Annotated in this window: 15 protein-coding genes; 9 read left to right on the forward strand and 6 right to left on the reverse strand. The window is 47.3% G+C overall.

Features of this window, described 5'->3' with window-relative positions; translation table 11 throughout:
- Positions 1–14: 14 nt before the first annotated feature.
- The 3 genes from DMN77_RS18265 (at position 15) to DMN77_RS18275 (ending at position 2,011) form a co-directional block, all read left to right on the forward strand.
- On the forward strand, positions 15–773 hold the full coding sequence (locus DMN77_RS18265) for a polysaccharide deacetylase family protein (protein ID WP_068781983.1): 759 nt from the start codon (positions 15–17) through the stop codon (positions 771–773).
- Positions 774–1,101: 328 nt separating this feature from the next.
- On the forward strand, positions 1,102–1,263 hold the full coding sequence (locus DMN77_RS18270; RefSeq protein ID WP_179015918.1) for a hypothetical protein: 162 nt from the start codon (positions 1,102–1,104) through the stop codon (positions 1,261–1,263).
- Between the two features lie 205 nt (positions 1,264–1,468).
- Positions 1,469–2,011 carry a DoxX family protein gene (locus tag DMN77_RS18275; RefSeq protein WP_068781984.1) on the forward strand — a complete coding sequence of 181 codons (543 nt, stop codon included), beginning with the start codon at positions 1,469–1,471 and terminating at the stop codon, positions 2,009–2,011.
- A 74-nt stretch (positions 2,012–2,085) separates the two neighbouring features.
- On the opposite strand, the gene DMN77_RS18280 is transcribed toward DMN77_RS18275, so the two are convergent.
- A complete protein-coding gene (locus DMN77_RS18280) occupies positions 2,086–2,787 on the reverse strand; it encodes a PIG-L deacetylase family protein (protein ID WP_068781985.1) in 702 nt (233 codons plus the stop codon).
- Positions 2,788–2,920: 133 nt separating this feature from the next.
- Here DMN77_RS18280 and trhO point away from each other — a divergent pair, with 133 nt between their 5' ends.
- Positions 2,921–3,808, forward strand: a complete 888-nt coding sequence (trhO, locus tag DMN77_RS18285; protein WP_068781986.1) for an oxygen-dependent tRNA uridine(34) hydroxylase TrhO — start codon at positions 2,921–2,923, stop codon at positions 3,806–3,808.
- 33 nt (positions 3,809–3,841) lie between these two features.
- Positions 3,842–4,471 carry a helix-turn-helix transcriptional regulator gene (locus tag DMN77_RS18290; protein ID WP_068781987.1) on the forward strand — a complete coding sequence of 210 codons (630 nt, stop codon included), beginning with the start codon at positions 3,842–3,844 and terminating at the stop codon, positions 4,469–4,471.
- Between the two features lie 99 nt (positions 4,472–4,570).
- Here the strand turns inward: DMN77_RS18290 and DMN77_RS18295 are convergent, their stop codons facing one another.
- Positions 4,571–4,819: a YuzB family protein gene (locus tag DMN77_RS18295; protein ID WP_068782517.1), complete on the reverse strand. Its 249-nt coding sequence runs from the start codon at positions 4,817–4,819 to the stop codon at positions 4,571–4,573.
- Positions 4,820–5,066: 247 nt separating this feature from the next.
- Between DMN77_RS18295 and DMN77_RS18300 the strand changes: the two genes are divergently transcribed.
- Both DMN77_RS18300 and DMN77_RS18305 read left to right on the forward strand, forming a co-directional pair.
- Complete coding sequence (locus DMN77_RS18300) at positions 5,067–5,681, forward strand: superoxide dismutase (protein WP_068781988.1); 615 nt, start codon at positions 5,067–5,069, stop codon at positions 5,679–5,681.
- Positions 5,682–5,943: 262 nt separating this feature from the next.
- On the forward strand, positions 5,944–7,434 hold the full coding sequence (locus DMN77_RS18305) for a peptide MFS transporter (protein WP_179015919.1): 1,491 nt from the start codon (positions 5,944–5,946) through the stop codon (positions 7,432–7,434).
- 101 nt (positions 7,435–7,535) lie between these two features.
- Here the strand turns inward: DMN77_RS18305 and DMN77_RS18310 are convergent, their stop codons facing one another.
- Complete coding sequence (locus DMN77_RS18310; protein WP_179015920.1) at positions 7,536–8,558, reverse strand: LacI family DNA-binding transcriptional regulator; 1,023 nt, start codon at positions 8,556–8,558, stop codon at positions 7,536–7,538.
- A 108-nt stretch (positions 8,559–8,666) separates the two neighbouring features.
- On the opposite strand from DMN77_RS18310, the gene DMN77_RS18315 reads away from it, so the two are divergent.
- Entirely contained in the window at positions 8,667–9,584 is a 918-nt protein-coding gene (locus DMN77_RS18315) for an ROK family protein (protein WP_179015921.1), read from the forward strand.
- 51 nt (positions 9,585–9,635) lie between these two features.
- A complete protein-coding gene (gene manA, locus DMN77_RS18320; protein ID WP_179015922.1) occupies positions 9,636–10,580 on the forward strand; it encodes a mannose-6-phosphate isomerase, class I in 945 nt (314 codons plus the stop codon).
- 99 nt (positions 10,581–10,679) lie between these two features.
- On the opposite strand, the gene DMN77_RS18325 is transcribed toward manA, so the two are convergent.
- Genes DMN77_RS18325 through DMN77_RS18335 form a run of 3 tightly spaced genes read right to left on the reverse strand, consistent with a single transcriptional unit; the run spans position 10,680 to position 12,384 of the window.
- Complete coding sequence (locus DMN77_RS18325) at positions 10,680–11,195, reverse strand: DinB family protein (protein ID WP_179015923.1); 516 nt, start codon at positions 11,193–11,195, stop codon at positions 10,680–10,682.
- 27 nt (positions 11,196–11,222) lie between these two features.
- Positions 11,223–11,435: a DUF3006 domain-containing protein gene (locus DMN77_RS18330; protein WP_068781994.1), complete on the reverse strand. Its 213-nt coding sequence runs from the start codon at positions 11,433–11,435 to the stop codon at positions 11,223–11,225.
- A gap of 7 nt (positions 11,436–11,442) precedes the next feature.
- Positions 11,443–12,384 (reverse strand): ComEC/Rec2 family competence protein, encoded by a 942-nt coding sequence (locus DMN77_RS18335; RefSeq protein WP_082790166.1) that lies wholly within the window; start codon positions 12,382–12,384, stop codon positions 11,443–11,445.
- Positions 12,385–12,535: the final 151 nt, after the last annotated feature.

Consider the following 12,535-nt stretch of genomic DNA (forward strand, 5'->3'; position numbering starts at 1 on the left):
GGAACTTTACGAACATGCTTAAACCCAAACTGCTCTTGCTGCTCATCTTATCCGCGGCATTAGTTCATCTTCCCGGTTCAGCGGAAGCCCGCTCTGTCCCCAAAGACAGAGCTTACTATGAGTCGCGAGGTGACATCGTATGGGAGGTCCCTACCCAAGACAAGTTTATCGCTCTGACTTTCGATGATGGCCCCGATGCAAAACTGACACCGAAAATTCTCGAGCTGCTGGAACAATATGATGCGAAGGCAACCTTCTTCGTCGTTGGCGAACGCGTCAAGCGTTATCCTGAACTGGTTAAGAAAGAGCTGGCCGCCGGTCATGAAATCGGCAATCACTCGTTCCGCCACCCCGCCTTCGAAACCTTGTCATATAATACCATTAAAAGCGAATTGGACCAGACCCAGCAAGTTATTTATCAGACGACCGGCCATAAAGCCGTGTTATTCCGCCCGCCTGGGGGTGTCTACAATGAGAACATCATTCAATTGACCAAGCAGAATCATATGCAGTTAATTTTATGGTCCTGGCATCAGGATACGAAAGATTGGGCCTCTCCCGGTGTGAACAAAATTGTGCGCAAGGTGCTGAATAATGCCCGCAATGGGGATATTGTGCTTATGCATGACTTTGTCTACCACGGTTCTCAGACCCCTGAAGCGTTAAAGGTAATTTTACCTGAGTTGAAAAAAAGGGGATTCTCCTTCGTGACCGTCTCTGAACTGCTTACCCATAAAGCTTCACCTAAACAGCATATCGAAGTAAACCATTAGACCAGCCGCTAGGATCGGGACAAATCTTCCCGGTGATTCGCCGCCACGGCTCCTTTCCCCATGGCATAAATATAGATCAGTTCAGCCACGAGAAAGGAGTCTGGCAAAATGGTTCATTCCAGCATCAAATCTTATAAATACAAAATCGGCAAAAATCAATACCTTGTCATTAAAATAACTCAATCCGCACACGCAGAGACCCATTTGGGAAATGCTCTGGCTAGCAATGCCGTAAACGTCAAAATCGACAAAACTCGCAAGAAGAGGTCCTCTCGCAAATCATGATGGCCGCAGTCCCTCCTAACTTCATTAAAGGAGGTGAGTTAAAATGCGCGCCAAGACAAAGAGAAATCGCCATCATAGCAAGGATGGAAAAAATGTCGTTAAAGTAAATCAATCTTCCCGCGCCAGAACGGGGCAAGGAGGCAATGCCTTCGCGATTAATGCTTCCGATGTCGGCGTCGTCCGTACGGATGTAGCTGCCAGATAGTCCGCTTATTCGAGATCTAAGCAAGCCCGATGATCATTCCAAACATCGGGCTATTTTAATGCCTAAAATAACACTTCAAAATTTATTTATTCAAATTTTATTAATTGTGATTTAAATCACATGTATTGTGAAAAATATCACTTATAATAAAGTCATCAAAGATGATCATCCAAACAATGACAAAGACAAATAAGGAGTGGTTCTTATGTTTAACAATTTCTTGAGAACAAACAAAGTGGCAATGTGGTTATTAACCGTAATCCGTATTTATCTCGGCTACCAATGGATTACAGCCGGGTGGCATAAACTTACAGGCGGCTTCGATGCAGCCGGCTTCCTGAATGGGGCGATCGCAAACAGCGTAGGTGACCACCCCACCGTTCAAGCTTGGTGGGCAACCTTCCTGCAGCATATAGCTCTTCCAGGAGTTAACGCCTTTAACATCGTCATTCCTTTAGGCGAATTCCTAGTGGGTCTCGGACTTATTCTCGGTACATTCACAACCTTCGCAGCCCTGATGGGACTCGTCATGAACGCAGCCTTCCTCTTCTCGGGAACCGTAAGCACCAACGCACAGATGCTCCTGCTTGAAGTACTGGTTGTCGTAGCTGCCGCTAATGCAGGCAAAATCGGACTCGACTACTACCTTATGCCTTACTTGCGCGGTTTGTTCCACAAGAAAGGGCAGGACAAGACAATCAATGAGGCTCCAAACAACAAGATGAAAGTAAAACATTTGGCCCATTAATCGCTCCTCTCGTATGAAGCATAAACAAAGGCCGGCCTCCTGATCGGGAGGCCGGCCTTTAAGTTATGTCAATTTTATGCCAGATCATCAAAGATCGATTGTTCTTGCTTTTGCGGATGATGTACTCCCCGTTCCCAGACGAGCTGGAAGTATTCCGGACCAAAGGATTCTGGCTTCACCTGTTGCAAATCCCCAAATACTCTTTCAATCGACCAGATTTGCGATTCATGTGCCGCCAGCGCATCGCGCTTCATTTGCCAGTTCCCATTCGCACCTACACTCAGCACACTCGCTGTACCATCTTCATTATGCTTCGAGGGCAAACAGTTATAATACAACTTCTGTACAGAAGGAACTTGCCCGGCAAACACCACTTTATTTACAGCGTGATGTATCGCGATATGGTCAGCATGTCCGGACATTCCATCCTCAGGGAAAGTGATGACCACCTCGATTTGATGCTCACGCAGGAAATTCGCCACATGGGCAGCTAGAACATCCTGATCTATTTCCTTCAATTTACCGTCCCCCAAGTCCAGATGAACGACCTCGGAAATACCGATAATATCTGCGGCTTGCTGCAGCTCGATTCTACGCTTCGCCGCCAGCTCCTCCTGCGTCATCGGCCCAAGACGCCCTGTCTTGCCCGCATTACCGGGTGTAGCCGTGAGCAGCACGGGATTCCCCCCTTCATCTGCAATTTGCCGGATCAGAAAGGAGCAGCCAAAAGTCTCATCATCCGGATGTGCATATACGAAGCCAACGTTTTTATTCATCCCAGTTCCTCCTCCATATCAAAAACCTCTTAACATACTTACTATACTTTAATATTGACTAAGTCGGCAAAATTCTCTACAATGCAGTAGAATCTTAATTATAATCTAAAATCTTAAATAGGTGATGAAATATATGAGTTCAACGACAAACTACCGCATCTTACTATACTATAAATTCACACCGATTGATTCGCCTGAAATTTTTACGGCAGAGCATCTGCAATACTGCAAAGAGCTTGGGCTGAAGGGGCGTATTCTGATCGCGAGCGAAGGGATTAACGGGACTGTATCCGGCACCGTGGAGCAGACAGAGAAATATATGAATGATCTCCGTGCCATCGCTGGATTTGAAGACATATACTTCAAGATCGATGAAACCGACCAGCATGCTTTCAAGAAGATGTTCGTCCGGCACAAAAAGGAACTGGTCACTTTCCGTTATGAGCATGAGCTTGATCCTAATAAGCTGAGCGGCAAGCGCCTGTCCCCTGCCGAGTTCTACGAGAAGCTGCAGAGCGAGGATGTCCTCGTCATTGACGGTCGCAACGATTACGAATATGACATCGGACACTTCCGCGGCGCGATTCGCCCCGAGGTCGGTTCCTTCCGCGAATTCCCCGAATGGATTCGCGACAATCTGAGCGATTATAAGGACAAAACCATTCTTACCTATTGTACTGGTGGAATACGCTGCGAGAAGCTGACTGGCTTCCTGCTGAACGAAGGCTTCAAGGATGTCTCCCAACTGGAAGGCGGCATCGTCACCTATGGCAAGGACCCCGAGGTTCAGGGCCGGTTATGGGATGGCAAATGCTATGTATTTGACGAACGGATCTCCGTTCCAATCAACCGGACAGATGAGGACATTGTCATCGGCAAATGCTATCACTGCGGAACCACTCACGATCGTTATATTAATTGTCCGGTATGTAATTTACAACATATTTGCTGTGAGGATTGTGAAGAGGTGCATCACGGTTTCTGTTCAGATGCCTGCAAGGACGCCGTGGAGGTTCTATAACAAGGCGACTATTCACCCAAGGGAGGGTCTGTTATGAGTCAGGAACAACATTTATCCACCCGAGAGCGGATTCTGCATATGATGAAAACAGCCGGTCCCCTTAGCGCCAAAGAAATTACCAACGAGCTGCAAATTACGGAAATGGCGGTTCGCCGACATCTTAGCTCTATGGAACGCGACGGGTTAATTGAATCGAAGATGATCCGTCAGACGATGGGCCGCCCAACCGCGGTTTACGGTCTGACAGATACAGCGGAAGGCATGTTCCCCAAGAGCTATCATACCTTGACGCTCGATCTACTCAATGCCCTGGCAGAAGAGACTGGCGAGGACCTGGTTAACCAGCTATTTGAGCGACGTAAGGAGAAGCTGACCAGTAGATATGAATCCGAGATGCAAGGCAAGGATTTCAACGAGAAGGTCCGCCGCTTGGCCGAAATTCAGAACGAGAACGGATATATGACGGAATGCACGGCCCGAGAGGACGGCAGCTTCGTCTTGAAGGAGCATAATTGCCCGATCTCAAAAATCGCTGATCAGTACAATCATGCCTGCGACTGTGAGTTGAAGCTGTTCGAGACCTTGCTGGATACGAAGGTCGAAAGAACGGAATGTCTGGTGCAGCAGGGCAAACGCTGCGTCTATGTTATTCATAAACAATAATATCGGTCTTGGTTATACCTAAAAGCCTTCGAAAGCAAATGCTTTCGAAGGCTTATTTATCTACGCTATGCAGCTGTTTGTCCTTGTTAACCCACAAGTTTATATTTCATAGAATGTTTTAAGCTCGGCCTCTATCGCTTGTTTGATCAGCAGGAGGCATTCCTCCGATGTCCTGGCAAACACCTTGCTCCCATTTACCATCGCATAAGGTCTTGCTCGGCACATTCCGCAGAAATTGAGGCAATCCGTTCGCATAACGGCGATCTCCGGATACTCTTCCTCCAACTGCTCCAAATCCAGCATACTGAGCAGATTATTGCTGCATACCTCTACGACAACGATGCCCATTCCCACTTTTTTTCACCCCTGCTTATAAGATTACCTTGAACGAGCATAATACATAGATGAATGACGATGATGAAAATGCCTGTTCGACCAATCATTATGAGGAACGAATCCCTCTTTGTCAATGGAAGGCGATGAATTAATATACTTACCATACATATATGTTGACTAAGTATCTAAGTAGCTATATAATAAGAACTGTCGGAAATGACAATGACGCTACATATTAACTAGAGAGGATGATTTACCCATGGCACATCAATTACCTGCACTTCCTTATGCAAACAATGCACTCGAGCCTCATATCGATGAACAGACTATGATGATTCACCATGATCGTCACCATAATACGTATGTAACTAACCTGAACGCTGCTCTGGAATCTGCTCCTGAGCTTCAATCCAAATCCGTTGAAGAATTGATCGCGGATCTGGATAGCGTACCTGAGAGCATACGTACTGCAGTTCGTAACAACGGCGGCGGCCATGCTAACCACTCCCTATTCTGGGAAGTCATCGGCCCTAACGGCGGCGGCCAGCCTTCCGGCAAGCTCGCTGACGCAATCAACAACGAATTGGGCGGCTTTGACAAATTCAAGGAAGACTTCTCCAAAGCGGCCACAACTCGTTTTGGCAGTGGCTGGGCTTTCCTTGCTGTAGATAACGGCAAATTGTCCGTGTACAGCCTGCCTAACCAAGACTCCCCAATCATGGAAGGCAAGACTCCGATTCTTGGCCTTGATGTATGGGAGCATGCTTACTATTTGAAATATCAGAACAAACGTCCTGATTACATCTCTGCTTTCTTCAACGTCATCAACTGGGCAGAAGTTGAAAAACGTTACGAAGCTGCTTTGAACAAATAATAACTTTTCAGCGTAAAATAGCTTTAATCATAGGGTGTCCTTAAGTCATAAAATTGACTAAGGGCACCCTTTTCGTATCCCCCATTTCATAAAAAAAAGAGATTGGCCTCATTCGATCACAAGGCTCCCTTGAATTCACAGCGGGCACCAAATTTACAATCTTCCTATTTTCGTCAATTGAAGTCCATTCTGGTTAAAGTTTATAATAAACATTACGACTTCATTTTTATCCGCTTTACAAACATCATAGAGGAGAGTTGTTATGTCGAACATGGATAAAGAGAAGGTAGTGCAGAGTGTCCCTCAAACAGGATTTTTCGGACATCCTAAAGGCCTCTTCACCCTTTTCTTCACCGAATTTTGGGAGCGTTTCTCGTATTATGGGATGAGAGCAATCCTGGTGTATTTTATGTACTATGAAGTTACTGCAGGTGGATTAGGGCTTCCACAAGATATTGCCCTGGCGATTATGTCCATCTACGGATCGCTTGTTTACATGTCCGGAATTATCGGAGGCTGGCTCGCCGACCAGGTGATCGGTACCTCCAAGGCCGTGTTCTATGGCGGAGTATTCATCATGATGGGCCATATCCTGCTGGCTATACCGGGAAATATAGCACTGTTCTTTATTGCCATGGTTCTGATCGTATTAGGTACAGGTATGTTAAAACCTAACGTATCCAGTCAGGTCGGAGAAATTTATAGTGAGCAGGATAACCGTCGTGATGCAGGTTTTAGTATTTTCTATATGGGAATTAATCTGGGAAGCTTCTTGTCCCCGCTCATTATAGGTACCGTTGGAATGAAGAACTTCCATCTTGGCTTCGGCCTTGCAGGGGTAGGGATGTTCATCGGTCTGATCCTGTATGTGACAACTCGCAAGAAAAACCTGGGGCTGGCTGGTACAAGCGTTGTTAACCCCTTATCCTCCAAAGGAAGAAAGAAAGTGTTCACCAGGAGCGGCATTGGCATCGTCGTTGTTGGCATCTTGATTGCTGTTACAATCCCGCTAGGCATTCTCACATTTGCTACGTTTATCAAACTGGTTGGTATCTTGGGTATCCTTATACCTACCCTTTACTTTGTATTTATGTATCGTAGTCCGAAGACAACAAATGTGGAGCGTTTGCGGCTCATCGCTTATATTCCGTTGTTTATTGCATCGATTATGTTCTGGGCAATTCAAGAGCAAGGGGCAACCATCCTGGCAAATTATGCGGACAAGCGTACACAGCTGGATTTTGCAGGCATCCATATCTCACCTGCTTGGTTCCAATCACTGAATCCACTTTTTATTATTACGTTAGCCCCGGTATTTGCATGGATCTGGATGAAGCTTGGTCAACGTCAACCCACGATTCCGCAAAAATTTTCTCTGGGATTGCTATTTGCTGGTTTATCGTTCTTAATCATCTTACTGCCAGCTTACTTCGGCGGAGCCAATTCCTTGGTAAACCCGCTGTGGCTAGTACTTAGCTACTTCGTCGTCGTTATCGGCGAATTATGCTTGTCACCGGTTGGCCTGTCCGCAACTACAAAGCTGGCACCTGCTGCGTTCTCAGCGCAAACGATGAGCTTATGGTTCCTGTCAAATGCAGCTGCGCAAGCGATCAACGCTCAGATCGTCAAATTCTATACACCCGAGACTGAAATGATGTACTTTGGTGTCATTGGTGGAGCTGCGTTAGTATTAAGCCTCTTATTGTTCATGCTGACTCCCAAGATTCAAAGCTATATGAAAGGGATAAAATAGCGAACCCATCTCTATATTTGTGAAAAATTTTACATTCTTAATTTCTGATTAGAATAAAAAATAACCGTCAGATGGATTTTCCCTGAACGGTTATTTTTTATTCAATTCAGTTCTCTGACAGATTTACGAATTACAAGGGTAGACGGGACGAAGACTCGCATCATCTCCCGATTTCGTCCAGAAACAGATAACAGAAGTTCAGCAGCTGCTTGGCACATCTTCTCCTTCTCCACATGCACGGTTGTCACCTGCAGCTCCGGCATCGCCGGGTATTGCAGGTCGTCGTATCCGACAATGGAGATCTGCTCAGGGACAGAGATTCCACGCTCCTGTAGAAGTCCCGCCAATATATAAGCGATCCGATCATTGCCGCAGAAGAATCCACTGGGCACCCGGTCCAGCCCATCCAGCCAATCCGCGATTTCGCGCCTTGTCTCGTCATATCCTTGAGACTCTGTCAGACAATATTCGCTACTCACAGATAGCCTGTGATCTCGCATCGCCTTCCAATAACCAAACCAGCGTTCTTCGTGACTCGTCGTCAGATTAGTCGGACCGATGAAGCCAATCTCGCGATGCCCGGCGGCAATCAATACGGAGGTCGCTTCGTAGGCCCCCTCGATATTAGCCGATGTGACTGTTGGGCAGGGCAGATCCCGGTAATAGGAGTCCAGCATCACTAATGGGACCTCCATATCCCATACGAGACGTGCATAGTTCTTCTCCACGATTCCGAACAAAATAATGCCGCGATAAGAAATTTCCGATACCAGCCTCGGCAACTTCAGACCGGCCTCCATCTCTTCATCGATCGGAGCTACGATCGCATTATATCCCCTGCTGCGGATGCTCTTCTCCAGGCCCCAGATCATATCGTGAAAAAATTGAAAATGATCGTTGTCCTGATAGCTCATAATCCGTTCGGGAACAAGCACTATTATATTATTGCCCGCCTCTTCGGCGGCAAATTGACCGTAGCCAAGCTCCTTTGCGGCCTGCAGCACTTTATAACGCGTCGCATCGCTTATTCCCTTCTTATTCATCAAGGCCAGAGATACTGCATTTTTGGATATATTAAGCTTATCCGCAATATCCTGCATCGATATTTTCTTTTTTCTGGCCAATTGTTTTCATTCCTTTCGAAACATGCTAAACTAAACCTAAATATACTTTACAAAATTACAGTTTGTCAAGTTTGTCAAGTTATCATTTCATCTAATGGAGGAATAGCTTTGGATTACGCAATTGGTATCGACATTGGTGGAACCAAGACCGCTCTCGGAATTATCGATCCGTCAGGCCAGGTTCTTGCAAAGACTTCCCTTCCTACCGATCACTCGGTAACGCCTCATGTCATGGTGGACAGAATGGCGGCAGCCATCAAGCAGCTGCTGATGGAGCATCAAGTGGAAGAGTCGAATATTCTTGGAATTGGCATAGGCGCCCCAGGCCCTTTGAATACGCAAAAAGGTGAAATTACCGCTCCGCCTAATCTGAAGGGCTGGTGGGACTTCCCGATCGTAGCATCGTTACAGCGCCATTTTAGCTGCAAGATGGCCTTTGAGAATGATGCGACTGCAGCAGCTCTAGCGGAGAAATGGCTCGGTGCTGCTAAGGATGCTGAGCATTTCGTATTTATCACGATTAGCACAGGCATCGGCGCGGGTATCTTTAGCCATGGCAGACTGATTACCGGAGCTACCGGGAATGCCGGTGATGTTGGTCACTTTGTCATTGACCCTTCGGCAGGAACATGTGTATGCGGCCAGCAAGGCTGCTGGGAATATGTAGCCTCCGGCACGGCCATTGCCAGACAGGCTTCAGCGTTGCTGGGACGCGAGATCACTTCCAAAGAAGTGTTTGCGCTCGCCGCAGAGGGACATCCAGAGATGAAGGCGCTAGTCAATCGAGTATTCCGTTATATCGGAATTGGCTGTGTCACCCTGATCAACACGCTCGATCCGGAGAAGCTGGTCATCGGCGGAGGGGTCTCGCAAATCGGCGAGCCGCTCTTTAACGCCGTCAGAGATTATGTGTCCAAATATGCGCTGAACCCATCAGGACGCAGTACTCCGATTGTCCCTGCCGCTTTGCTGCAGGATGCCGGATTGATCGGAGCCGCAGCCCTGATCCATGTTGATTACAAATAAATATCATTGCTTCACCATTTCAATCATAGCTAAAAAGGAGAGCATAACACGATGAATGAACCTATTTTTCTTCAACCGGTATTTCAAGAACGGATTTGGGGAGGCCAGAAGCTGAAGCAATTGTTCGGCTATGACATCCCTTATGAACGCACTGGTGAATGCTGGGCAGTCTCCGCTCATCCCAATGGCCAGAGTATCGTAAACAGCGGCCCTTACCAAGGGATGACACTTGGTGAGTTGTGGACCTCCCATCCGGAGCTGTTCAATTCCTCTTCCACCGTCTTCCCGCTGCTCACAAAGCTGTTGGACGCTTCTGACGATCTTTCTGTTCAGGTTCACCCTAACGATGCCTATGCAGGCGTTCATGAAAATGGAGAACTTGGCAAGACAGAATGCTGGTATATTGTCGCTGCTGAGCCGGGCGCATGCATCATTTACGGTCATGAAGCGAAGACGAAGCAGGAGCTGGAGTCGATGATCACAGCAGGGAATTGGGATGCTCTCTTGACTAAGGTCCCTGTAAAAGCCGGCGACTTCTTCTATGTACCTAGCGGTACAATCCATGCATTAGGCAAAGGCATTGTCGTGCTGGAGACACAGCAAAGCTCGGATACAACCTATCGCGTCTATGACTATGACCGTAAAGATAAGGATGGCAACACCCGTGAGCTTCATCTGGAGAAGGCTATCGACGTAACTACTGTCCCACAAGCCTACCAAGCCGTATCCTATGACACGAAGGAAATCGAAAATGGCGTCATTACAACCTTTGTTTCCAACTCCTTCTTCACCGTAGAGAAATGGAATGTTGACGGCAAAGCCAGCTTCCCGGAAGCCAAGCAATATACGATCTGCAGTGTAATTGATGGTCATGGCGAGTTGTCCATCAACGGACAAAGTTATCCTTTGGCCAAGGGAGATCATTTCATTCTTCCTATCTCTTCAGGTGACTTTCAATTGAATGGCAAGCTTGAGCTGATTATCTCTCACGAGTAATTGGGGCACGCAGTTCTAAAAACAGCACAAACGGCCAAGCCTTCCGTCCCCGGATTAGCTTGGCCGTTCTTCTTTTTGCAAGTGGGAATAAATGAAGCTCTAAGCAAGATATCGTTCGTTAATGATATTCAGATGATGGATCGCATGGCCGGCAATAATATAGCCTAGCGAACGTGCCGAGCCTTCTCCTCCGCCATAATGACCCATACGCTGCCAGGCTGTCTCATCCAGCCCGCGTATCAGCGACAAGGTAGCCTTTCTGACGTTCTGAAAGTCCTCTAGCAGTTCCCCCAGCGTGAATCGATCGAAGCCAGCATTACTTACAAATAGCTGCTCCTCAAAGCCCGGCAGCGGCGTTGTGTCGCCTCTGGCGATCCGAAGCAGCCGGTAGCTCATAATGCGTTCGGTATCGGCCATATGCCCGATCACTTCCTTAAGACTCCATTTGCCTTCAGCATAGCGATATGCTCCCTGCTCCTCAGTAACGGAAGCAAGCTGATCGACGATTTGCGAGCTCTGTTCCTTTAATAATTCCAATAGATTACCTTCCGGTACCAGATTCACATACACCTGAAAATGGGGTAAAAATTCCTCAGATTTGGGTCTCGACAACATACGGTAATCCTCCCTTTAATTCATTCTTTAATCTTCCCAGACATCATCCATTAATCTCTGGATCTCCTTGCTTCTTGCCTCGGTCTTCTGCCTATTCGTCAGCCATAAGCCATCCTTCCATTCTACAACGTCTCCCGGCTTCACTTCCTTGCCGACCTGGCTGCACGGAACATTCCTCATTTGCCCCTCTACTTCAATCCGGCATACGTCTTCCTCAAAGCCTTCAACGATCCCAATCATGACCGTGTCACCTTTCCGTCGTAATATAATACTTCATTCCATCGGAGGCTATCTCGATATTCCCTTGTAAATCGTTGCGATATACGTCTACCTTCTGCTTTGCCAGACGGTCCAGTATCGCTTGCTTCGGATGACCATAGCTGTTGTCTGCTCCTACCTGGATTACGGCATACTTCGGCTTGACCCGCTTCAAGAAGGCCAGCGTCGTCGAGGACTTGGAACCATGATGACCGACCAGCATGACATCTGCCTGCAGTTCTCTTCCGGATGACAGCATAGCCTGCTCACTCTCCCGCTCGGCATCGCCGGTAAGCAGGTAGGAGCTATTGCCGTATGTAATGCGAACTACTGCACTCATGTTGTTCGTATCATCACTGATTGTTACGGGTGCCACCATCTCGCTGCTTACTTCTTCGTCCCAGTCGAGGTTCACGCCAGCCTTGGCCGTCTTCACCTTCAGCCCCTTATTTTTGATTGATCTAAGAAGCGATTCATAGGTTTTTGTATTGGACTGAATCTTTGGCATATAGACGGCGCCAACTTCGAAATTGTCAATCACTCGATCAAGGCCGCCAATGTGGTCCGCATCCGGGTGCGTTCCGATCACGATATCCAGATGATCAATCCCATAGGTGTGCAGGCTATCAACCATTTGCTGTTCACGGTCATTATTCCCCGCATCAATCAGCATCGTCTTGCCGCTTGGACTAATCAGGAGCTGCGAAGCTCCCTGCCCTACATCTAGGAATATGACCCGCAGGCGCCCTTCATTCTCCCCCGCCTGCGTCGATACGGAAGATGAGTCCGTCGGACCAAGCCAATCCTGCCAGCCGCCCTCCAGCAAATAAAACCCGATAAAGACAGCCAGCAGAACCACGATGACGCTATTTCTTGGTGTGCTGCTTTTTGACTTGCTTCTGGACTTGCCTTTTGTAGTGCGTTTTGCCATTGTTGTACAATTCCTTTGCTTTACATAGTTCGTTATTGTGTTCATGTTATGAAATAGAACATTTGTTCCTTAATTATATGCCAAGGTCAAACCTGAATCAACCAGGAATGTAAAAGAACCGCCCTGGAATTTTCCAAGGCGGCTCTGTAAA

Origin of the sequence: Paenibacillus sp. 79R4, assembly GCF_013393165.1 — a bacterium.
GTDB lineage: Bacteria > Bacillota > Bacilli > Paenibacillales > Paenibacillaceae > Fontibacillus.

Bases quoted from the DNA above. Each gene is read 5' to 3' on its own strand.
- DMN77_RS18265 (WP_068781983.1), top strand. From the start codon at position 15: ATGCTTAAACCCAAACTGCTCTTGCTGCTCATCTTATCCGCGGCATTA.
- DMN77_RS18270 (WP_179015918.1), top strand. From the start codon at position 1,102: ATGCGCGCCAAGACAAAGAGAAATCGCCATCATAGCAAGGATGGAAAA.
- DMN77_RS18275 (WP_068781984.1), top strand. From the start codon at position 1,469: ATGTTTAACAATTTCTTGAGAACAAACAAAGTGGCAATGTGGTTATTA.
- DMN77_RS18280 (WP_068781985.1), bottom strand. From the start codon at position 2,787: ATGAATAAAAACGTTGGCTTCGTATATGCACATCCGGATGATGAGACT.
- trhO (WP_068781986.1), top strand. From the start codon at position 2,921: ATGAGTTCAACGACAAACTACCGCATCTTACTATACTATAAATTCACA.
- DMN77_RS18290 (WP_068781987.1), top strand. From the start codon at position 3,842: ATGAGTCAGGAACAACATTTATCCACCCGAGAGCGGATTCTGCATATG.
- DMN77_RS18295 (WP_068782517.1), bottom strand. From the start codon at position 4,819: ATGGGCATCGTTGTCGTAGAGGTATGCAGCAATAATCTGCTCAGTATG.
- DMN77_RS18300 (WP_068781988.1), top strand. From the start codon at position 5,067: ATGGCACATCAATTACCTGCACTTCCTTATGCAAACAATGCACTCGAG.
- DMN77_RS18305 (WP_179015919.1), top strand. From the start codon at position 5,944: ATGTCGAACATGGATAAAGAGAAGGTAGTGCAGAGTGTCCCTCAAACA.
- manA (WP_179015922.1), top strand. From the start codon at position 9,636: ATGAATGAACCTATTTTTCTTCAACCGGTATTTCAAGAACGGATTTGG.
- DMN77_RS18325 (WP_179015923.1), bottom strand. From the start codon at position 11,195: ATGTTGTCGAGACCCAAATCTGAGGAATTTTTACCCCATTTTCAGGTG.
- DMN77_RS18330 (WP_068781994.1), bottom strand. From the start codon at position 11,435: ATGATTGGGATCGTTGAAGGCTTTGAGGAAGACGTATGCCGGATTGAA.
- DMN77_RS18335 (WP_082790166.1), bottom strand. From the start codon at position 12,384: ATGGCAAAACGCACTACAAAAGGCAAGTCCAGAAGCAAGTCAAAAAGC.